At 73.5% G+C, this 20,884-nt stretch carries 14 protein-coding genes; 11 read left to right on the top strand and 3 right to left on the bottom strand.

Annotation, left to right across the window (positions count from 1 at the left end; all coding sequences use genetic code 11):
• Positions 1 to 91 precede the first annotated feature (91 nt).
• Positions 92 to 1,750 carry a serine/threonine-protein kinase gene (locus AC6F7H_RS17455; RefSeq protein WP_500757883.1) on the bottom strand — a complete coding sequence of 553 codons (1,659 nt, stop codon included), beginning with the start codon at positions 1,748 to 1,750 and terminating at the stop codon, positions 92 to 94.
• A 530-nt stretch (positions 1,751 to 2,280) separates the two neighbouring features.
• Between AC6F7H_RS17455 and AC6F7H_RS17450 the strand changes: the two genes are divergently transcribed.
• The 4 genes from AC6F7H_RS17450 (at position 2,281) to AC6F7H_RS17435 (ending at position 9,814) form a co-directional block, all read left to right on the top strand.
• Positions 2,281 to 5,901, top strand: a complete 3,621-nt coding sequence (locus tag AC6F7H_RS17450; protein WP_500757882.1) for an FHA domain-containing protein — start codon at positions 2,281 to 2,283, stop codon at positions 5,899 to 5,901.
• A 223-nt stretch (positions 5,902 to 6,124) separates the two neighbouring features.
• Positions 6,125 to 7,558 (top strand): ABC transporter substrate-binding protein, encoded by a 1,434-nt coding sequence (locus AC6F7H_RS17445; RefSeq protein ID WP_500757881.1) that lies wholly within the window; start codon positions 6,125 to 6,127, stop codon positions 7,556 to 7,558.
• Positions 7,559 to 7,565: 7 nt separating this feature from the next.
• A complete protein-coding gene (locus tag AC6F7H_RS17440) occupies positions 7,566 to 8,912 on the top strand; it encodes a carbohydrate ABC transporter permease (protein ID WP_500757880.1) in 1,347 nt (448 codons plus the stop codon).
• A complete protein-coding gene (locus AC6F7H_RS17435) occupies positions 8,909 to 9,814 on the top strand; it encodes a carbohydrate ABC transporter permease (protein WP_500757879.1) in 906 nt (301 codons plus the stop codon). The genes AC6F7H_RS17440 and AC6F7H_RS17435 overlap by 4 nt, the downstream gene beginning before the upstream one ends.
• A 381-nt stretch (positions 9,815 to 10,195) precedes the next feature.
• Here AC6F7H_RS17435 and AC6F7H_RS17430 read toward each other — a convergent pair whose 3' ends face one another.
• A complete protein-coding gene (locus AC6F7H_RS17430) occupies positions 10,196 to 10,609 on the bottom strand; it encodes an organic hydroperoxide resistance protein (protein WP_457459405.1) in 414 nt (137 codons plus the stop codon).
• Positions 10,610 to 10,745: 136 nt separating this feature from the next.
• Here AC6F7H_RS17430 and AC6F7H_RS17425 point away from each other — a divergent pair, with 136 nt between their 5' ends.
• The 3 genes from AC6F7H_RS17425 (at position 10,746) to galE (ending at position 14,040) form a co-directional block, all read left to right on the top strand.
• Complete coding sequence (locus AC6F7H_RS17425) at positions 10,746 to 11,273, top strand: MarR family winged helix-turn-helix transcriptional regulator (protein WP_500757878.1); 528 nt, start codon at positions 10,746 to 10,748, stop codon at positions 11,271 to 11,273.
• A 99-nt stretch (positions 11,274 to 11,372) separates the two neighbouring features.
• Positions 11,373 to 12,992, top strand: coding sequence for a glycosyltransferase family 2 protein (locus tag AC6F7H_RS17420; RefSeq protein WP_500757877.1), 1,620 nt, complete (start codon positions 11,373 to 11,375; stop codon positions 12,990 to 12,992).
• 67 nt (positions 12,993 to 13,059) lie between these two features.
• Positions 13,060 to 14,040 (top strand): UDP-glucose 4-epimerase GalE, encoded by a 981-nt coding sequence (gene galE, locus AC6F7H_RS17415; protein ID WP_500757876.1) that lies wholly within the window; start codon positions 13,060 to 13,062, stop codon positions 14,038 to 14,040.
• Positions 14,041 to 14,050: 10 nt separating this feature from the next.
• On the opposite strand, the gene AC6F7H_RS17410 is transcribed toward galE, so the two are convergent.
• Positions 14,051 to 14,689, bottom strand: a complete 639-nt coding sequence (locus AC6F7H_RS17410) for a TetR/AcrR family transcriptional regulator (protein WP_500757875.1) — start codon at positions 14,687 to 14,689, stop codon at positions 14,051 to 14,053.
• A gap of 251 nt (positions 14,690 to 14,940) precedes the next feature.
• Here AC6F7H_RS17410 and AC6F7H_RS17405 point away from each other — a divergent pair, with 251 nt between their 5' ends.
• The 4 genes from AC6F7H_RS17405 (at position 14,941) to AC6F7H_RS17390 (ending at position 20,880) form a co-directional block, all read left to right on the top strand.
• A complete protein-coding gene (locus AC6F7H_RS17405; RefSeq protein ID WP_500757874.1) occupies positions 14,941 to 15,870 on the top strand; it encodes an ABC transporter permease in 930 nt (309 codons plus the stop codon).
• On the top strand, positions 15,863 to 16,822 hold the full coding sequence (locus AC6F7H_RS17400) for an ABC transporter ATP-binding protein (RefSeq protein WP_500757873.1): 960 nt from the start codon (positions 15,863 to 15,865) through the stop codon (positions 16,820 to 16,822). The genes AC6F7H_RS17405 and AC6F7H_RS17400 overlap by 8 nt, the downstream gene beginning before the upstream one ends.
• Positions 16,823 to 16,921: 99 nt before the next feature.
• Positions 16,922 to 19,198, top strand: coding sequence for a CDP-glycerol glycerophosphotransferase family protein (locus AC6F7H_RS17395; RefSeq protein WP_500757872.1), 2,277 nt, complete (start codon positions 16,922 to 16,924; stop codon positions 19,196 to 19,198).
• A complete protein-coding gene (locus AC6F7H_RS17390; RefSeq protein WP_500757871.1) occupies positions 19,198 to 20,880 on the top strand; it encodes a glycosyltransferase family 2 protein in 1,683 nt (560 codons plus the stop codon). Before AC6F7H_RS17395 ends, AC6F7H_RS17390 begins: the two co-directional genes overlap by 1 nt.
• The last annotated feature ends 4 nt before the right edge of the window (positions 20,881 to 20,884 follow it).

The raw sequence follows: 20,884 nt of genomic DNA, 5'->3' as shown, positions 1-20,884 counted from the left end.
GACGGCGAATTCACCCGCCGGGTGTCGACAAATCAGCAAACAAGTCGGAACCGCCCCCGGAAGGGGGCGGGCGTCCCTTTCGGTCGGGGCTCTAAGGCGCCCCGGGTCCGCCCAGGTCCTGGATCCAGTCCGTCGCCGTGCCGAACCAGTCGGTGAGCTGGTCCCAGTAGCCCTTGCCGCTGCCGATCCAGCCCTGCAGCGGACTCAGCTCCCAGATCAGCCAGCCCGCGACGAACAGGATGATGATCGTGAACAGACAGCCCTTCAGACAGCCGAGACCGGGGATGCGCATCGGGTTGGCGCTGCGCTGCCGCTGTCGGGGCTCGCGCGCGGGACGCCGCGGCTCCGGCGGCGGGGTGTACCGCTGCGGCTCCGGCTGCCGCGGTCGCTGCGGCGGTGGCGGGGCGTACTGCTGCGGCTGCTGTCCGTAGCCGGGAGCGGGCTGAGGCTGCGGACGGCGTTGCTGCGGCTGCTGCGCCGGCTGCGGCGGCCGGGCGACCTGCCGCTGGGGACGGCGGCGCAGCGGGTCCTCGCCCGGGTCGAGGTACTGGACCTGCGTCTGCTCGTTGCGGTCGCGGGCCGCGCGCAGCTGGTTCTGCCAGGGGTGCGGATCGTCGGGGCCGCCCTGTCCCTGGCCGCCCTGGCCGGGCGGGCCCGGTGGCACCGGGGGCATGACGGCGGTCGGGTCGGCGGCGCCGGAGGGCCCGCCGGTGTGGGCACCGGCGTGCGGCAGGACGCTGGTCGCGCCGTTGGGGTCGTACGCGCCCCCGGTGTGCGGCAGTACCTGCGTCGGGTCGGCGGCACCGGGCGCGCCCGGTGTGCCGGGCACGGGTGCGGGCGCGGGGTCGGGCATGAGGAGCACGCCGACGTTCTCCGCGGCGGCGATCTGGGCGGAGTTCACGTGCACGCCGATTCCGTCGGCGACGACGCGCAGGCCGCGTGCGAGGTTCTCGGCGCTGGGCCGGTGCCCGGGATCCTTGCTGAGGCAGCGCTCGATGACCGTCCACAGCGGGTCCGGGACCGTGGAGGGGCGGCGCGGTTCGGCGCTCAGGTGCTGGTGCAGCACCTCCAGGGCGGAGCCGCCGGAGAACGGCGGGCGGCCGGTGACCAGCTCGTACAGCAGGATGCCGGCGCCGTAGATGTCGACGGCGGAGGTCTGCGGGCGGCCCTCGGCGGACTCGGGCGCGATGTACGCGGGCGTGCCGACGAACTCGTGGGTGCGGGTCAGGCCCGGGGAGTCGGCCAGCCGGGCGATGCCGAAGTCGGTCAGCATCGGGTGCATCGCGCCGCCGTCCTGCTTGAGCAGGACGTTGGCGGGCTTCAGGTCGCGGTGCACCACGCCGTCGGCGTGGCTGGCGGCGAGCGCGTCGGAGATCTGGGCGGTCAGCAGCGCGGCGGCGACGGGGGTGAGAGGGCCGTTCTCCCGCAGATAGCGGTGCAGGTCGGGGCCCTGGACGAGGTCCATGACCAGAGCCAGCAGATCGCCCTCGACGACCAGGTCGCGGACCCGGACGATGTTGGGGTGGGTCAGCCTGAGCAGGACGGAGCGCTCCCGCAGGAACCGCGTCACGATGTCCGTGTCGCTCGCGAGCTCCTCCTTGAGGACCTTGATCGCGACGGTCTCCCCCGGCTGGCCGGGCACCGCCGCCTCGGCCCCCGCGGTCTCCCTCTGACGGCCCCGCCAGACGGTGCCCGTGGCGCCGCGTCCGATCTGCTCCTCGAGCAGGTACTTGCTCCCTACCGGCCGCACGTCATGCGCTCCCTGCTGCTTGCTCGGCTGGCGTACACCGTGGTTCGTCGTACCGCGGAACGGAATTGCTCCGCCCCACTGTAGTGCCGCCGCACGGGACACCGGCCTGTCGACTTCGACGTCTTCCCGGCTCTTCCTGTCGGGTCCTTGTCGGGTCCGTGCCGGCTTTCCGCCCCGTGTCGGGTTCCACGGGGCAGTGGGGTTTCCTCCGTACGGTTCCCCCTCCGTGTTCGACGAAAGACGCTCGACTCGGTCCGTTTGGTTGCCGGACACCGGACGTGACCGATCTCAAGTGACGCTGAAACGATCACCCGCGGCGCATTGGGCAGGCACTTTTGAGGGCAGAGCCGACCAATCAAGATCATTCGATGCCGGGGGGCGGGCATGTTGCCGGTGTCAGGTGCGAGGATGCCTGCAGTACTGGCCGTACGTGCGCGTGTGGTGGTGGGGGAAGTCCGCGGTGGGGGACCGCGGGGCCGTTTCGTCCCCCTGTGCCGCGGGCGCCCGCGCAGAAGGGACCGCTCCCGGCGATGCAGATCCGGCTGACCGTCGTAGACCCGCTGGGCCCGCCCTCCCCCACGCGGGGCCACGTGGTCGTCACCGCCCCCGCCGGTACGGCCCTGGCGGCGGTGGCCGCCGCACTGGTCTCCGCGGTGTCCGGCGGCGACGGGGGATCCGGCTCCTCCTCGGGCTCGGGCGCCCCGGTGCTGTACGCCGGTGACCAGCGGCTGGACGCCCAGCGCTGCACCCTCGGCGAGCCTCCGCTGATCGACGGCGCGGTGCTGGCCGTGGGCGCCCCGGGTGAACCCGAGCCGCATCCCGAGCTGGACGACACCCCGACCAGGCTCCATGTCGTCGCCGGTCCCGACGCGGGTGGCGTCCATCTGCTGCACGGCGGCGAGATCCGCATCGGCCGCTCGGCCGACGCCGATGTGTCGCTCGACGACCCGGACGTCTCCCGGCTGCACTGCGCGGTGACGGTCGGCCCGGACGGCAGGGTCTCGGTCGCCGACCTCGGTTCCACGAACGGCACGACCCTGGACGGCCGGCGGGTGGGCCCCCGCCCGGTCGCTCTGGCACCGGGCGCGCTGCTGCGGATCGGCGAGTCGGCCCTGCGCCTCACCCCGGCCGCCGGACCGGGGGCGTGCGCGCGGACGACCCCGGACGGGGAGGGGCACGTACGCGTGCCGGATCCACGCGCGGGCGAGGACCGTGTCGGCGGTGGTGGCAGCGGGGAGCCGGCCGGGACGACGTCGGGGACGGGGACGTTGGGGCCGGGGTACGCGCGGGTACCGGCCGCGCATCCGGCGCAGCCGGGTCGTCCGACCCACCACGGCTACGGTTCCGCACCCTGGGCCACCGCCTCCGGCGGGTACGGGGCGGGCGCGGGAGAACGCCCGCTGGTCCCCGGCCAGGGCGGCGCACCGGGGATCGAGAACCGCGAGGCGGACCCCTCCGGTCCCGGCGGGCGCACGGTGCACGTCGCTTCCCGGGGCGAGCTGCCGCGGGTCCCCAAGGGACGCCGGGTGTCGCAGCCGAGGCCCGCCGACGGCGACCCGGACACCGGGCGCCCGGGCGACACGTACGGCGACCCGTACGACGGGGCGGCCCCAGAACCCCCGGCGCCCCCCGCCGGGGTCACCCACTCGGGCACCGGCGGCCCCGGGGCCCCTGCCCCCACCAGCCGTAAGGGCACCCCGCTGCGCGGCACCGACCTGGACGGCACCGGACTCACGCAGCAGCCTTCCGGCGCCCGCAGGCGCGGCGGGCTCTCCGCCTGGGCGCGGCGCCTGGCCGGAGGACGCCAGGGACCGGAGAGCGCCGGGGCGGACGGGCCCGGCGGGGAGGCGGCCGGCGCCGTCCCGCCCGGACGGGCCGTGGCCGCGCCGGGCCCGCCCGAGACCTGGCCCGACCCCGCCGCCCTGCTGCTGACCGCGCTGGGCCCCGGGCCCCGGCTGTGGGAGCGCGGGCCCGGTCATCCGGAGACCCTCGCGATACGCCTCGGCACGGCCGACCGGGCGGTGCCGGGCGGCTCGGGTCTGCTGCCCGCCGTACCGATGACCTCGGGACTGCGCGAGGTGGGCTCGCTGGGCCTGGCCGGTCCGCGCGAGCGGCTCACCGGGCTGGCCCGCGTGGTGCTGGCCCAGCTCGCCGCCCTGCACTCCCCCGACGCGCTGGAGATCGTCCTGATCACCGCGGACCGCTCCCGCCCCCTGGAGGAGCGGACCGCCGAATGGGCCTGGCTGGGCTGGCTGCCGCACGTGCGCCCGGGGCACGGCCAGGACTGCCGGCTGCTCCTCGCCCACGACCGCGAACAGGCCGCGGCCCGCACCGAGGAACTGCTGCGCCGCCTGGCGGACCACGACCACGCGGCACGGACCTCGCCCACCCGACCGGCCCCGGCCGCCCCGCTCATCCCGGAGCAGCCCCGGCCCGCCGACGCCGACTGGAGCGAGCCCCGGCGCCCCTCCTGGGCCGTGGGCGGCGGCGCCGGTTCGGCGGACGGCTTCGCGGGGCCGTACACCGTGGTCGTCGTGGACGGCGATCCCGATGACTCCGGCGCCTCCGGTGCCCCCGAGGTGCGCGACGCGCTGGTGCGGCTGGCCGTGGAGGGGCCGCGGGCCGGGATCCACCTGGTGTGTCTCGCCGAGACGTCCGCCGCCTCCGCCGCGTCCCCGGTCACGCGGACGTACGAGGCGGCCTGCGCGGTGACCCCGGCGTTCCGGGAGTGCGGTGCCGTCGCCCTGCTCAGCGGGGACGTGGCGACCACCCTGCGGCTGCTGCGGGTGGCCGGCACCGGTACGGGGACGGCACCGGGCCCGGTCGGTCACGGCACGGTCGCCACGGTCGACGCGGTCTCCCCGGCGTGGGCCGAACGCTTCGCGCGGGCGCTGGCACCGCTGCGCCCGGAGGGCGTCCCCGGCGCGGTGCACACGCGCGTGTCGGCGCCACTGCCCCAGTCGGCGCGGCTGCTGGACGAGCTGGGGCTGGCCCGCGCCACCCCGGCCTCGCTGATGGCCCGCTGGGCGGACGCGGCCGACGACAGGGAGAGCATCGGCGGCCGGGTGTCCGCGGTGCTGGGTGCCGGTCCCCGCGGCCCGGTCGCCGCCGACCTCGCGGCCGAGGGGCCGCATCTGCTGGTGGAGGGGCCGTCCGGCAGCGGCCGTACCGAACTGCTCCGGGCCGTCGTCGCCTCCCTGGCCGCGGCCGAACGGCCGGACCGGCTGGGCATCGTCCTGGTGGACGGCCGGTGCGCCGCCGCGTCGGGCGGCGGGCCGGGCGACGGACTGCGGATGTGTACGGACGTACCGCACGTCACCACGCACCTCAGCGCCAACGACCCGGTACGGATGCGGGAGTTCGCCCAGTCGCTGAGCGCCGAGCTGAAGCGGCGTGCCGAACTGCTCGGCCGGTCGGACTTCGTGGAGTGGCACACCGGGCGTGAGCTGTCGGACCGTATGGTCGCCCAGCGCACGACCGCGCCCCGCGGCCAGGCGGCCGCCGGCGGTGAGCACTTGGGGGACCTGGACGCCCCGCCCAGTTCGACGCTGCGGCTGCGGCCCGGGACGGCGCGGCGCAGGACCGAGGCCCCGCCTCCGCTGCCCCGGCTGGTGGTGGTCGTGGACGACCTGGACGCGCTGGTCTCCCCCGCGCTCGGCTCGCCGGGGCGGCCCGCCGCCGGTTCGGTGCTGCGGGCGCTGGAGGCGGTCGCGCGGGAGGGCGAGCGGCTGGGCGTGCACCTGGTGGCCGCCACCGGCCCCTGCGCCCGCACGGCGGAGACCGAGCCGGCGAAGCGGGCGACCCTGCGCGTGACACTCGACCCGCCCGCGCCGGGCGGCCGTGGGGACACCTCCCCGTTCGAGCAGGGCCGGGACAACGGAGGGGAACCGGCGGCGGGACGCGGGCAGTTGGCCCACCCGGACGGCACGGTGACCGCGTTCCAGGGCGGACGGGTGACCGGCCGCATCCCGCGCACGGCGACGCTGCGGCCCACGGTCGTACCGCTGGAGTGGCACCGCATGGGCGATCCGCCGGCCCGCCGCCCGGTCCGGGAACTCGGCAACGGCCCGACCGATCTCGCGCTGCTCGCCAGCGCGCTGGAACGCGCGGCCCGCCAGGTCTCGGCCACCGAGGTGCCGTCCCTGCTCTGACCTGATCCCGAGTCGGCTGACGCCACGTCACCCCGCATACTGCACGGACACGCCCCGCCCCGGCATGCTCCGCTCCGGCACCCCACGGTCCCGGAGAGTCACGACGCGGTCACGATCCCGGACTTGACACACGACGCGGTCTTGCCGCCCCGTCCTCCCGGGCGTACACAGGGCCCACGGGACAGTGCTCGACGTTCGACGAGGTGCGAAGAACGGGGCAGTGATGCGCAGGACGAGCAGAATCATCCGGATACGCAGGTCACCCGGCACACCCACGGAAACGACGACTCCCCGCACCCGCAGGGCCGCGAGAACCTCGGCCGCCGTCGTCGCGGGTGTCCTCGCGGTCTCGCTCACCGCGTGCGGAGGAGCCGCTGACGACAACGACGGCACCGACGACGGCGCGGGCGGCACCGCCGACGAGACCGCCGCCACCGTCACGCTCCCCCGGCTGGACGGTGAGAGCCTCGAGGTCGCCGCCGTGTGGACCGGCACCGAACAGGCCAACTTCAAGAAGGTCCTGGCGGAGTTCGAGAAGCGCACCGGAGCCAAGGTGACCTTCGTTCCCGCCCAGGATCCCATCATCAACTTCCTCGGTTCGAAGATCGCGGGCGGCGCCCCGCCGGACGTGGCGCTGCTGCCGCAGCCGGGCGCCATCAAGCAGGCCGTCGACAAGGGCTGGGCCAAGCCGCTCGGCGCCGAGGCGACCAAGAAGCTCGGCGAGAACTACTCGCAGGGCTGGCAGGACATCGGCAAGGTCGACGGCAAGCAGTACGGCGTCTACTACAAGGCCGCCAACAAGTCGCTGATCTGGTACAACGCCCGGGTCTTCGAGAACGCGGGAGCGGCCGAGCCCAAGACCTGGGACGAGCTGCTCACCGCCGCGCAGACCGTGTACGACTCCGGCGTCACCCCGTTCTCGGTCGGCGGCGCCGACGGCTGGACGCTGACCGACTGGTTCGAGAACGTCTATCTCTCCCAGGCGGGCCCGGAGAAGTACGACCAGCTCGCCGCGCACGAGATCAAGTGGACGGACCCGTCCGTCAAGGAGGCGCTGACCACCCTCGCCGAGATCTGGGGCAGGAAGGAGTACGTCGCGGGCGGCCCGTCCGGCGCGCTGCAGACGGAGTTCCCGGCCTCCGTGACGCAGACGTTCACCGGCGGCGACCAGCCCAAGGCGGGCATGGTCTACGAGGGCGACTTCGTACAGGTCAACATCGGTGAGACCAAGGCGAAGGTCGTTACGGACGCGAAGGTGTTCCCGTTCCCCGCGGCCGGTGACACCCCGCCCGTGGTGTCCGGCGGCGACGCGGCCGTGATCCTGAAGGACTCCGAGGCGTCGCAGGCCCTGGCGACCTTCCTGGCCTCCCCGGACGCGGCCGGCATCCAGGCGAAGCTGGGCGGCTTCCTCTCGCCGAACAAGGGCATCGACCCCTCGACGTACCCGAACGCCGTGCAGAAGAAGATCGCCGAGGCGCTGATCGCATCCGGTGACGACTTCCGCTTCGATATGTCCGACCAGGCTCCGCAGGCGTTCGGCGGCACCCCCGGCAAGGGCGAGTGGAAGGCTCTGCAGGACTTCCTGAAGAACCCGAAGGACATCGCGGGAACGCAGGCCCGGCTGGAGGCCGACGCGGCCGCGGCGTACGGGGACTGAGCCGGCGATGGCGTCGGACACGGCGGCAGGGGGCCCCGAGGTCCCTGCCGCTCCCCAGTCGCGCAGGAGCGTCACCGGCACCCGCAGAACCGTCGCGGCGCTGTTCCTGCTGCCCGCGCTGCTGCTGCTCGGTGCGCTCGTGGTCTACCCGATCGGGTATTCCGTCATCCGCAGCTTCTACGACCAGTCCGGCGACGGCTTCGCCGGATTCGACAACTACCGGGCCCTGTTCACCGACGACGGCATCCGCACCGCCCTGAAGAACAACGTCGTCTGGGTGGTGTTCGCGCCGACGGTCGCGACCGCGCTCGGTCTGGTCTTCGCGGTGCTGACCGAACGGATCCGCTGGGGCACGGCGTTCAAGCTGGTCGTCTTCATGCCGATGGCGATCTCGATGCTGGCGGCGGGCATCATCTTCCGCCTGGTGTACGACCAGGACCCGGACAAGGGCGTCGCGAACGCGGTGTGGGTGGGGGTGCACGACACCTTCGCCGAGTCGTCGGCGTACCCGAAGGCGCATCCGGGCCGCGAGTCGCCGCTGGAGGCGGCCGGCGGGGGCGCCTTCGTCACCAAGGGGACGGTGCGCGTCGGGGACACCGTCACGCTGCCGCTGGTCGGTGTCGCCCCGGACCTGATCCCGGAGGAGGCCGAACGGGCGGCCGCGCCGAAGCCGGAGCCGGACCGGATCACCGGCACGACCTGGCAGGACTTCACCCGCGGCAAGGGCGTCGGCACGCTGAACGGCGTCGACGCCGACGAGTTGGGCTACCCCGGCATGAGGATCGAGGCGGTCAGGGACGGCACGGTGGTGGAGACGGCCACAGCGGGAGCCGACGGCACGTTCTCCCTGTCGTCCAAGGCGGACGGGGCGCGACTCCGGCTTCCGGCGAGCAACTTCAAGGAGCCGTACAACGGCCTGGACTGGCTGGGACCGTCGTTGGTCACGCCCGCCGTCATCGGCTCGTACATCTGGATGTGGGCGGGCTTCGCGATGGTGCTGATCGCGGCCGGACTCGCGGGCATGCCAAGGGAGTTGCTGGAGGCTGCGCGGGTCGACGGTGCGGGCGAGTGGCAGGTGTTCAGACGGGTCACGGTGCCCCTGCTGGCGCCGGTGCTCGCGGTCGTCACCGTCACCCTGATGATCAACGTGCTGAAGGTGTTCGACCTGGTCTTCATCATCGCCCCCGGCTCCTCCCAGGACGACGCAGGCGTCCTCGCGCTGGAGCTGTACCGCAAGGGCTTCTCCGAGGACCAGCCGGGCATCGCCAGCGCGATCGCGGTGTTCCTGCTGCTCCTGGTGATCCCGGTGATGTGGTTCAACGTGCGGCGGCTGAGGCGGGAGGCCAGGCGATGAGCCAACGTCTGCTCAAGGCACGGCCACCGGTCAAGTCTCTTCCGCCGGGCTCCCGTTCGCTCGCCTCCCGGCTCGCCGACCGGGTCGGCGGGGGGCTGGTCCAGGCGTTCCTGATCGTCGTCGGGATGTTCTGGCTGGTCCCGACGATCGGGTTGCTGCTGGCCAGCCTGCGCACTCCCGAGGACATGGCCGCCGACGGCTGGTGGACGGTGTTCACCGAGCCCTCGCAGCTCACCTTCGGCGCCTACGAGACCCTGTTGGAGAACGGCGACATCACCGGCTCCCTGCTGAACACGGCGTACATCACCGTCCCGGCGACGGTACTGGTGGTGGTGATCGGTTCGCTCGCCGGATACGCCTTCGCGTGGATGGAGTTCCCGGGCCGGGACTGGTGGTTCCTCGGTGTGGTGGGGCTGCTGGTGGTGCCGGTGCAGGTGGCGCTGATCCCGATCGCCGAACTCTTCGGCAGCCTCGGCATCTTCGGCTCGCTGGCCGGGGTGGTGCTGTTCCACGTCGGCTTCGGTCTGCCGTTCGCGGTGTTCCTGCTGCGGAACTTCTTCGCGGAGATCCCGAAGGAGCTGCTGGAGGCGGCCCGGCTGGACGGCGCGGGTGAACTGCGCCTGTTCGCCCGGGTGGTGATGCCGCTGGCCGGGCCGGCGATCGCCTCGCTGGGCATCTTCCAGTTCCTGTGGGTGTGGAACGACATGCTGGTCGCGCTGATCTTCACGGACTCCGGGAGCCAGCCGATCACGGTCGCCCTGCAGACGCAGGTACGGCAGTTCGGCAACAACATCGACGTGCTGGCGCCGGGCGCGTTCATCTCGATGGTGATCCCGCTGGTCGTGTTCTTCGCCTTCCAGCGGCAGTTCGTCTCCGGCGTGATGGCGGGCGCCGTGAAGTGAGCTGTACGGAGGCAGAGTTGGCGGGCAGGCCCGGGGCTCCGCACAAAGGGCCCCGGGTCCGCCCCTTCGGGTGACGGATGCCCCGGATGCCGCACACGGCGTAACCCGGGCGGCCCGGCGGCCGTTCCCGGGCCGAACCCCCGTGCCGGCCGTTGGATGTCCCTTGCCCAGGTTCCGTGTCACCGTCCCCGCGCGCCCGGGGTGGGCGCACCCGCCGCACCGGGCCCGGGTGTACCGGGCCGTCCGCCCGGCGCGGCCCGCTCCGACCCGGCCACCCACCTGGCGGCCCCCGGGACGGCCTTCGGGACGACCCGGCCGGTGAGCCCGGGGCGGCTGTTCGGTTACTCGGCTACTCGGCTACTCGGCTACTCGGCTACTCGATTACTCGATGACAAGGTCGACCGGGACGTTGCCGCGGGTGGCGTTGGAGTAGGGGCAGACCTGGTGGGCCTGCTCGACCAGCTTGCGGCCGGTCTCCTCGTCCACGGTGTCGGGGAGCTCGACGCGCAGCGTCACGGCGAGCGCGAAGCCCTCGCCCTGCTTGCCGATGCCGACCTCTGCGGTCACCGCGGCCTCGCTGACGTCGACCTTCGCCGCCCGGCCGACCAGGCCGAGGGCGCTGCCGAAGCAGGCCGCGTAACCGGCGGCGAACAGCTGCTCCGGGTTGGTGCCCTCGCCGCTGCCGCCCAGCTCCACGGGGGCGCTGAGACCGAGGTCCAGCTTGCCGTCGGAGGTGACGGCGCGGCCCTCGCGGCCGTGGGTGGCGGTGGCGACGGCGGTGTAGAGCGCGTCCATGGGAAACCTTCCCTCTCGAGTCGTGACCGGGCGGCCGGCCCTCTGACTTCGGGGCTCCGGCCGCCGCACGACCGCAAGTAGAGCACACAATTCAATTGCACACAACCAAATGGCCCGAAAGAGCTACCCTGGAGCCATGACACCGCCCCCGAACCCCCCGCCGGCCGCGTCCCCGGCGTCGGCCACGGACCCGGCCGGTGCCCCGCCGCCCGGTTCCGCCGACGACTGGCTCCGCCTCGACCGGCAGATCTGCCTCTCCCTGCACGCCACCTCGCGCGCCTTCAACGGCGTGTACCGCGTGGTCCTCAAGGACCTCGGCCTCACCTACCCGCAGTATCTGGTGATGCTGGCCCTCTGGGAGCACGGCACCCTGCCCGTCAAGAAGCTCGGCGAACACCTGCGGCTCGACTCCGGCACCCTGTCCCCGCTGCTCAAACGGCTGGAGACGGCCGGCCTGGTGCGCAGGGAGCGCAGCACGCTCGACGAGCGCTCGGTGGAGGTGCGGCCCACCGAGGAGGGCACCGCGCTGCGCGAGCGGGCCGTGGACGTCCCGCGCCGGATCGTCGCCGCGACCGGCTTCGAGATCGACGAGATCCAGTCACTGCGGGCCCGCCTCGACCGGCTCACCGCCGCACTGGACACGGCGGCGGCGAACGGCGCCTGACGGCTGTCGCGGCGCCGCCGCAGCGAACACGGGGGTACGAAGTACCCATTAGCGGGCAAAAGGCCAGTAATCCATTCACCTGAGCCCCAGGGGACGCCTATGCACCCCCACAGCCCCCAAGCCGCCGGCGGCGCCACCGGCATCACCGTCGTGGTGATAGGCCACGACGACGCCGCCCATGTGACCGACGCCGTGCGCTCGGCGCTCGAGCAGGGACCGGCCGTGCGCGAGGTCGTGGCCGTCGACGACTGCTCGACGGACGGCAGCGCGGGCCTGCTCGCCCGGCTGGCCGGGACCGAGCCCCGCCTCCGGGTGATCCGGCACCGCGCCAACAGCGGCGGCTGCGGCTCCCCGCGCAACACCGGGCTGGACGCGGCGACCTCGCCGTACGTGATGTTCCTGGACAGCGACGACGTCCTGCCGGCCGGTGCCGTGGGCGCGCTCCTCGGCGCGGCGGGCGCGGCGGACGCGGACGTCACCGGCGGGCTGTGCGTGCGCCGCGAGCTGCCGTCGGGGCGCGAGGTCCCGTGGCAGCCCGGCCTGTACGCGGCGCCCCGGGTGCTCGCGCACCCCTCCCGGCGCCCCCGCCTGGTGCACGACACCCTCTGCGTCAACAAGCTCTACGCGACGGCCTTCCTGCGCGCGCACGGCATCCGCTTCCCCGAGGGGCGCTTCCCCTACGAGGACTTCGTCTTCACCGCACGCGTGTGGGCCGCCGCCCCGCGCGTCGCCCTGGTCCCGGACCGGGTCTACGTCTGGCAGGTGCGCCGGTCCGCCCGGCGGCTGTCGATCTCGCTGGACCGCGCGGGCCTCGACAACTGGCAGGACCGCACGCGCGCGTGCCGCACGGCGTACGAGATCCTGCTGGCCGCAGGGCAGAAGGAACTGGCACGGGCGGCGCGGGCCAAGTTCCTCGACCACGAGCTGCGCATGTACGTGCGGGAGCTGCGGCTGCACGACGCGGACTACCGGCACGCATGGTGGGCGCACACCCGCGCGTTCCTCGCCGACTACGACGCGGCCGACTGGGCCCGCGACCCGGTCGCGCCCGGCCGGCTGATCGGGCGGGTCCTGCTGGCCTCCCCCGAGCCGCGCGACCTGCCCCGCCTCCAGGAACTGGCGGGCCGCCCGGCGCGGCTGCGCCCGCCGTACCCCCGCGCGGCGGACGGTACGCCCTGCTGGTCCGCCGACCTGCCCGGGGTCACCCTGGAGCCCCTGCTGGCCCGTCCCGTGACCCGGCTGCCGCTCGCCGTCGACGCGGAACTGCGCCCCCGCACCCGTGCCACCCGGCTGCGCCTGCGCCTGCACGAGCTGTACGGCCTGCTGGAGCGGGCGCACCCGGCGGAGCTGGAGATCGAGTGGCGGCACCGGGACGGCGGCGGCCGGAGGGTGTGCACGGTGCCGCTGCGGGCGGCTGCCGGGGGCGGCTGGTCCGCGGAGACGACCGTACGGCCGGCCCGGCTGGCCGCGCTCGGCGCGGGCGCCTGGGACCTGCGCCTGCGGGTGCGCTTCGGCGACGGCTCGAGCCGCGAGGTCACCGCGCACGCGTGTGCGGGCCCCGGTCTGCTGCGCCGCCGCGCGGTGCCGAGCGTCCGGCACGGCGTGGTGCTGGTCCGGCCGTACGCCACCCACTCGGGCGCGCTGGCGCTGCGGGTCGCGCTCGGCGTACGCGGTGCCGCCTCCGTCGTACGCGGGAGACTGTGGCGCCTGCTTCACTAGGATCTGGGAGAGCCGGTGGGGACCGACCACTCACCACGGCCGACGAACGACGAGGGGACGTCCGCACATGACCTGGTTGATCACCGGCGGCGCCGGCTACATCGGGGCGCACGTCGTACGGGCGATGACCGAGGCGGGCGAGCGGACGGTGGTGTACGACGACCTGTCCACCGGCATCCCCGACCGGGTGCCGGACGGAGTGCCGCTGGTGGTCGGCTCGACCCTGGACGGCGAGCGGGTGGCACGCGCCCTCGCCGACCACGAGGTCACCGGCGTCGTCCACCTGGCGGCGAAGAAGCAGGTCGCCGAGTCGTTGGAACTGCCCCTGCACTACTACCGGGAGAACGTCGAGGGCCTGCGCGTCCTGCTGGAGGCGGTGGCGGCGACCGATTCCGTGTCGGCCTTCGTCTTCTCGTCCTCGGCGGCGGTGTACGGCATGCCGGAGACCGCCGCCGAACTGGTGACCGAGGACACTCCCTGCGCGCCGATGTCCCCGTACGGGGAGACGAAGCTGGCCGGCGAGTGGCTGGTCCGCGCGGCGGGCCGGGCCACCGGTCTGTCCACGGCCTGCCTGCGCTACTTCAACGTGGCGGGCGCCGCGAGCCCGGAGCTCGCCGACACGGGCGTCCACAACCTCGTCCCCATGGTCTTCGAGAAGCTCACCGAGCAGGCGCCCCCGCGCATCTTCGGCGACGACTACCCGACCCCGGACGGCACCTGTGTCCGCGACTACATCCACGTGGTCGACCTGGCCGAGGCCCACGTGGCCGCGGCCCGCGCCCTGCGCGCCGACCCAGGCCGGGACCTCACCCTCAACATCGGCCGCGGCGAGGGCGTCTCCGTCCGGGGCGTGATCGACCGCATCAACGCCCTCACCGGCCACGACCTGCCGCCCACGGTCGCCCCCCGCCGTCCCGGCGACCCGGCGAGCGTCGTCGCCTCCGCCGACCGCGCCGCCACCGAACTCGGCTGGAAGGCCCGCCACACCGTCGACGACATGATCACCTCAGCCTGGAAGGGCTGGCTCCGCCTCCACCCGTCGGCGTGACCGCGCCCGCTCACAGCGCCTTCAGCGCCGCCGTCGTGGCTCTGGCCAGGGCGGGCAGGTAGCCCTTCGGCAGTTTCGGGTTGCGGATGACCACCGAGCGCCAGTACAGGGGGCCGGAAATCAGGTCGAGGGCCAGGGCGTGGTCGACGCCGGGGCGTACCTCGCCCCGTTGCTGCGCCGCCGTGACGACGCCCCTGGCCACCCCGTCCTGGCCCTCCCGCAGCGCCTTGCGGAGTGCCTCGGCGATGTCGGGGTTGCGGGCGGCCTCGGCCTGGAGGTCGGGGAGGATCTGCGAGGCGACGGGGTGGCGCAGGGCGCGTGAGGTGACCTCGTACAGCAGCCGCAGGTCCTCCTCCAGGGAGCCGGTGTCCGGTGCGGGCAGCCCCTGCACGGCGATGGCGGAGACCAGGTCGAGGACCAGGTGCAGTTTGGAGCGCCAGCGGCGGTACACCGCGGTCTTGCCGACGCCCGCGCGGCGCGCGATCCCCTCGATGGACATCCGCGCGTAGCCGACGGCCGCGAGTTCCTCGAAGACGGCCGCCCGGATGGCCTCCGTCACGTCCTCCCGCAGTACGGCGGCCCCGGCGGGGGCCCTGCGGCGCGGACGCGGCTGGGGCTCGTCGGCGTTGGTCGTCATGCGGCTCAGCATAGGGCGTGACGACGATACGGGCCCGTTCTGACGCCGACATGTACACCGATCCGGCACAGACCGGCACCGCCCGCCTCGGTCGTCGCGACGGAACGGTTGCGTTCCGACGCGCGTTCACCCTACGCTCACGTTGCGACGATACGGTGCCGTCCCGACGTAAATGAACGCGCGAAGACACGCGGGAAACACCGGGCGGAACACGGCATCGCACCACCCCGCCGCCACCCCACCTCCTAGCGAAAGAAGCGGATGTGAGTCAGGCCCTCCACACACCGCCTTCCCCACCGGTCCGCCCGGTCCCGGTCGAGGACGACCTCCCGGCGCTCGCCGCCCGGTACGGGCTGACGGTCAGCGGCGCCCGGCCGTCGCTGCCCGAGTACGTCCGCCGGCTGTGGGCGCGCCGGCACTTCATCCTGGCCTTCTCCCGGGCGAAGCTGACCGCGCAGTACAGCCAGGCCAAACTGGGCCAGCTGTGGCAGGTGGCCACCCCGCTGCTGAACGCGGCCGTGTACTTCTTCATCTTCGGGCTGCTGCTGGGCGCCCGCCGGGGCATCCCGCACGAGATCTACGTGCCGTTCCTGGTGACCGGGGTGTTCGTGTTCACCTTCACCCAGAGCTCGGTGCTGGCCGGGGTGCGGGCCATCTCCGGCAACCTGGGGCTGGTGCGGGCGCTGCACTTCCCGCGGGCGGCGCTGCCGGTCTCCTTCGCGCTGCAGCAGCTGCAGCAGCTGCTGTTCTCGATGGTCGTCCTAATCGTGGTGGTGCTGGCGTTCGGCAGCCTGCCCGCGCTGTCCTGGCTGCTGGTGGTGCCCGCGCTGGGGCTGCAGTTCGTCTTCAACACCGGGCTGGCGCTGCTCTTCGCGCGCCTCGGCAGCCGGACGCCGGACCTGGCCCAGCTGATGCCGTTCGTGCTGCGCACCTGGATGTACGCCTCGGGGGTGATGTTCAGCCTGCCGGTGATGCTGGCCGAGAAGGACGTGCCGGGCTGGCTCGCCGACGTGCTGCAGTGGAACCCGGCCGCGGTCTACATGGACCTGGTGCGCTTCGCGCTGATCGACGGTTACGGCTCCTCGTATCTGCCGCCGCATGTGTGGGCGGTCGCGGGGGGCTGGGCGCTGCTGGCCGGGGTGATCGGTTTCGTCTACTTCTGGAAGGCCGAGGAGACCTACGGTCGTGGCTGACAACGCTGCTGAGAAGATCCCCACCGTCATCGCCGACGGCGTCGACATCGTCTACCGGGTCAACGGCACCGGCGCCGGACGCGGCTCCGCCACCGCCGCCCTCAACCGCATCGTGCGGCGCCGGAAGACCGAGCGGGCGGCCGGCGTGCGCACGGTGCACGCGGTGCGGAACGTGTCCTTCGTCGCCTACCGGGGCGAGGCCATCGGCCTGATCGGCACCAACGGATCGGGCAAGTCGACCCTGCTCAAGGCCGTCGCCGGACTGCTCCCGGTGGAGAACGGCCGGATCTACACCGGCGGCCAGCCCTCCCTGCTCGGCGTCAACGCGGCCCTGATGAACGACCTCACCGGCGAGCGCAACGTCCACCTCGGCGGCCTCGCCATGGGCATGTCCCGCGAGCAGGTCCGGGAGCGCTACCAGGAGATCGTCGACTTCTCCGGGATCAACGAGAAGGGCGACTTCATCACCCTGCCGATGCGCACCTACTCCTCCGGCATGGCCGCCCGGCTGCGCTTCTCCATCGCCGCCGCCAAGGACCACGACGTCCTCCTCATCGACGAGGCGCTGGCCACGGGCGACCGCTCCTTCCAGAAGCGCTCCGAGGACCGCATCCGGGAACTGCGCAAGGAGGCCGGGACGGTGTTCCTGGTCAGCCACAGCAACAAGTCGATCCGGGACACCTGTGACCGCGTCCTGTGGCTGGAGCGGGGCGAGCTGCGCATGGACGGGCCGACGGACGAGGTGCTCAAGGAGTACGAGAAGTTCACCGGCGGCCCGGACAAGGCCCGCAAGCCCAAACCGAAGCCCAAGCCGAAGGCCACGACCGAACCGAAGACCGCGACCGAGCCGAAGGCCGAGCCGAAGACCGCGACCGAACCGAAGACCGAGCCGAAGGCTGCGACCGGGCCCACGACGGTGACCGAACCGGAGGCCGCCACCGCTCCTTCGTGAGGCGCCGCCCGTCCGTCTCCGGGCAGCCCCTTCGCCGCATTGATGCCACTATGACCGGAGGGAACGCCCGGATCGGTGACGAGACGAAGGAGCCCCGAGATGCCCGAGCTCAGCGTCATCGTCCACGGGCCGAACACCCAGGACCACCTGACCGGCCTCCTCGACTCCCTCTGTTCCCCCGGCTCCCTCGCTGCCTTTGGAACCTCCCCCTCCCCGGACATCGAGGTCATCGTCGCCGCCGTGGGCGACTGGGCCCGGGAGACCGCCGAGCGGCACACCCCCGACGTCCAGGTGCTGCCCCTGCCCGACGGCACGTCCGACCCGGTGGCCAGGGCGGCGGGGTCGGCCCTGGCCACCGGCCGCTGGCTGCACTTCGTCCGCGCCAAGGACGGCCTGCCGTCCGGCGGTCCGCGTGTGGTCGCCGAGCACCTCGCCCGGCTCCCCGACACCGTGGACGTCCTGCTCCTGGACCACGTCCGCAGCAACTGGGACAGCTCCGGCCTGCCCTCCCCCGACGGCCCCCTGCTCGTCCGCGCGGGCCACGCCGAACTCGCCCTCGACGACTGCGCGCACCTGCTGCACCTCACCCCGCTGCTCGGCACCCGTGTCCTGCGCGCCGCCTTCTGGCGGGCCCGTCGCACCCGGCTCACCGCGGTCGGCGTCCCGGACGGCGACACGTTCGACGAACCGTACGCCGCCCGCGCCGCCCTCCTGCTCGCCGACCGCGTCGCCTGTCTGCCCCGCGTCGCCCACGAGGACCGGCGGCTGCGTCCCGCCGCTCTCCCGCCCGTCACCCCCGAGCAGCGCTACGCCCTCGTCGAGCACTACGAAGCCCTCCTCGGCCTCGCCGGCGACCGCCCCGCCGTCCACGACGCGCTGTACGGGATCATGGTCGACGACTGCCTGGGCACCTTCGTCCGCGGCGGCATGCCCGATCCGGTCGCCCGGGAGTTCTTCCGCCGCGCCTCGCTGGCCGCCGTACGCCACCGCCCCGAGGGCCACCGGCGCCCGGCCGGCCTCGAGGGCGTCCGGCGCTCGCTGCTCGAGGAGGGCGCCTACACCCGGTACCGCGCCCTCCAGGCCGCCAACCGCACCCGCCGCGCCGCCGGGTCCGCGGCGCGCACCGGCAGGCGGCAGCTCGGCGCCCTGCTCGGCGACCACCACTACCGCAGGGCCCTGCGCCGCCCCGTCGACCCGGACCTGGCGGTGTTCACGGCGTACTGGAACCGTGGTGTCGCCTGCAATCCGGCCGCGATCGCCGCCAAGCTCGCCGAACTCGCCCCGTGGATCCACCCGGTGTGGGTGGTGAACGCCCACAACGCCGCCCTGCTCCCGCCCGGCACGGACCATGTGGTGCCCGGCACCCGCCGCTACGGGGAGGTGCTCGCCACCGCGAAGTACCTCGTCAGCAACGTCAACTTCCCGAACGCCGTGGTCAAACGCCCCGACGCCGTCCACCTCCAGACACACCACGGCACCCCGCTCAAGCGCATGGGCGTGGACCAGATGCCGTTCCCGGCCGCCGCCCGGGGCCTGGACTTCCAGGCCCTGCTGGAGCGCGTCGACAAGTGGGACTACAGCCTCTCCAGCAACAGCCACACGACCCGCATGTGGCAGCGGGCGTACCCGTCCCGCCACGTCTCGCTCGACTACGGCTACCCGCGCAACGACGTCTACTACACGGCCGGCGCCGACGACATCCGCGCGATCCGCGAACGCCTCGGCGTCGCCCCCGGCCGCCGGGCCGTGCTGTACGCGCCCACGCACCGCGACTACGAGGCCGGCTGGGTCCCGCACCTGGACCTCGCCGCGCTCGCCGACCGCCTCGGCGAGGACACCGTCCTGCTGGTACGCGGCCACTACTTCCACGATGGAACCGCCGGGAGCGCCTCCCCCCTCACCTCCCCCTTCACCGCGCTGCGGCGCGGCGGCCGCAGCGCCCCCGTCGTTGATGTTTCGTCCTACGACCCGGTCGAGGACCTGTGCCTGGCCGCCGACCTGCTGGTCACCGACTACTCGTCGATCATGTTCGACTACGCCAACCTGGACCGCCCCCTGGTGATCCACGCCGACGACTGGGACGTCTACCGAAAGACGCGCGGCGTCTACTTCGACCTGACGGCCGAGGCGCCGGGCCCGGTGGCCCGTACCCAGGAGGAGCTGACCGGGATCCTCACCACCGACGCCTGGCGCGACACGAGCGCGGCGAAGGCGCGGGCCGTCTTCCGGCGCCGGTTCTGCGAGTACGACGACGGCCGCGCCGCCGAACGCGTCGTGCGCCGGGTCTTCCTCGGCCAGGGCGAGGAGTCGTTGCCGCCGGTGCTGCCCCTGGAGGAGCGCACCCCGGCGCCCGACCCCGAGGAGGCGAGCTTCTGATGAGGCCACCCCCCGGGGCGAGCGGCCTTCGAGAAGCGCTCGACGCGCCCGACGTCACCGTGACGGTCATCGTTCACAACGACGCCGAACGCCTCCCCCGCGCGGTGGAGTCGGTCCGCCGACAGACCCACCGCAACCTCGAGATCGTCATCAGCGACGACCACTCGACGGACGAAACCCCCCAGGTGGCACGGCGGTTGGCGGCCGCGGACCCGCGTATCCGGTATCTGCGCCTGCCGTCCAACAGCGGCGGCTGCAGCGCGCCCCGCAACCGCGCCATGGAGACCGCCCGCGCGCCGTATCTGATGTTCCTCGACAGCGACGACGAACTCCCCGCGAACGCCGTGGCGTTGCTGCTCACCGCCCATCGCGAACGGGACATCGACTTCGCGATGGGCGCGGTACGACGCATCCGCACCGACACCGGCCGCCGCTCCACCTGGATGCCGCATCTGGTGCGCGAGCGCCGCACCCTGGACGGCATCGAGGCCGATCCACGGCTGTTCTTCGAGCACCTGTCGACCGGCAAGATGTACTCCCGGGCCTTCCTCGACCGGCACGGCCTGCGCTTCCCCGAGGGCATCCACTACGAGGACCAGTTGTTCTCGGCGCAGGCGTACTGCCTGGCGAGAAGGTTCACGATCGTCCCGGAGCCGGTGTACCTCTGGTGCATAGCGCCCTACGCCGCCCAGGAGTCGGCGTCCATCTCCAACCAGCGGCACAAGCTGGACAACGTCCGCGACCGGGTCCGCGTCCAGCACCTCATCGACGCCTTCCTCACGGAGAGCGGGCACGCGTCGCTGCGTGCGGACAAGGACCACAAGTTCCTCAAACACGACGTCCGGATGTACACGGGCGACCTGCCCCACCGGGACGACGAGTGGCTCGCGGGCTTCGCGGACCTGCTGAACCCGTACCTGGAGACGCTGTCGCCCGGCGCGTACGCCCGCCTCCCGCGCGCCGAACGGGTCGTCCTCCGGTTGCTCCGTGACCGCCGCCTGTCCGAGGCCCGGCAGGCGGCCCGCGGCCTGGGCCACGACATCGCCCCGAGGCGGCTGACCGTGGGCCCGGACGGCCGCGCCTACTGGGGCGACCGGATTCCCGTGTCCGCCGCCGCCCGCGCCGAGCTGGACCTCTCCGACCTGGAACCGGACACCCGCCCCTTCCCCACCGCCCTGTTCCGCCACGAGATCACGGACATCGACCGGGGTCCCGGCGCCTCGGTCGAACTGACGGTGCGCACCTACGATCCGGCGCTGCGCCTCCCGCTCGGCCCGCAGCGCGCGACCCTCCTCGTCTCTCCCGGCCGGCGCCGCCTCAGCGTGCCCTTCCGCCTCTCCCCCGTCCACCCCGGTGTCTTCGAGGGCCGCGTCGGCCTCGACCTGGCGGCCGCCTCCGTCCCGGTGAGGGGGTTCGCCGGGGTGCGCCATCCGCTGCTCCACCTCACCCTCCGGGGGCAGGGCAACGCGGGTCTCCTGCTGGCGCCCCTGGCCTTCCCCTCGTTCACCGTCCGTGTTCCCTTCCGCCGTGGCGCGGCCCCGCACCGCGTCACCGTCGAACCGGAGGGCCACGGCGCGGGCCGCCTGCAGATCCGCTGGGAACCCGTGGGGGTGACGGCCCTGGTGACCCGCCCGGCGGTACGGCGTCTGGCCCGCCCGGCGGCGAACGTGCTGGGGTGGTGAGGTG

Source organism: Streptomyces sp. MMS24-W38, from assembly GCF_059889265.1.
Note: the sequence above shows the minus strand (reverse complement) of the source record. Positions and strands in the feature narration are given on the sequence as shown.

Bases quoted from the DNA above. Each gene is read 5' to 3' on its own strand.
- AC6F7H_RS17450 (WP_500757882.1), top strand. From the start codon at position 2,281: ATGCAGATCCGGCTGACCGTCGTAGACCCGCTGGGCCCGCCCTCCCCC.
- AC6F7H_RS17445 (WP_500757881.1), top strand. From the start codon at position 6,125: ATGCGCAGGACGAGCAGAATCATCCGGATACGCAGGTCACCCGGCACA.
- AC6F7H_RS17440 (WP_500757880.1), top strand. From the start codon at position 7,566: ATGGCGTCGGACACGGCGGCAGGGGGCCCCGAGGTCCCTGCCGCTCCC.
- AC6F7H_RS17435 (WP_500757879.1), top strand. From the start codon at position 8,909: ATGAGCCAACGTCTGCTCAAGGCACGGCCACCGGTCAAGTCTCTTCCG.
- AC6F7H_RS17430 (WP_457459405.1), bottom strand. From the start codon at position 10,609: ATGGACGCGCTCTACACCGCCGTCGCCACCGCCACCCACGGCCGCGAG.
- AC6F7H_RS17425 (WP_500757878.1), top strand. From the start codon at position 10,746: ATGACACCGCCCCCGAACCCCCCGCCGGCCGCGTCCCCGGCGTCGGCC.
- AC6F7H_RS17420 (WP_500757877.1), top strand. From the start codon at position 11,373: ATGCACCCCCACAGCCCCCAAGCCGCCGGCGGCGCCACCGGCATCACC.
- galE (WP_500757876.1), top strand. From the start codon at position 13,060: ATGACCTGGTTGATCACCGGCGGCGCCGGCTACATCGGGGCGCACGTC.
- AC6F7H_RS17410 (WP_500757875.1), bottom strand. From the start codon at position 14,689: ATGCTGAGCCGCATGACGACCAACGCCGACGAGCCCCAGCCGCGTCCG.
- AC6F7H_RS17395 (WP_500757872.1), top strand. From the start codon at position 16,922: ATGCCCGAGCTCAGCGTCATCGTCCACGGGCCGAACACCCAGGACCAC.
- AC6F7H_RS17390 (WP_500757871.1), top strand. From the start codon at position 19,198: ATGAGGCCACCCCCCGGGGCGAGCGGCCTTCGAGAAGCGCTCGACGCG.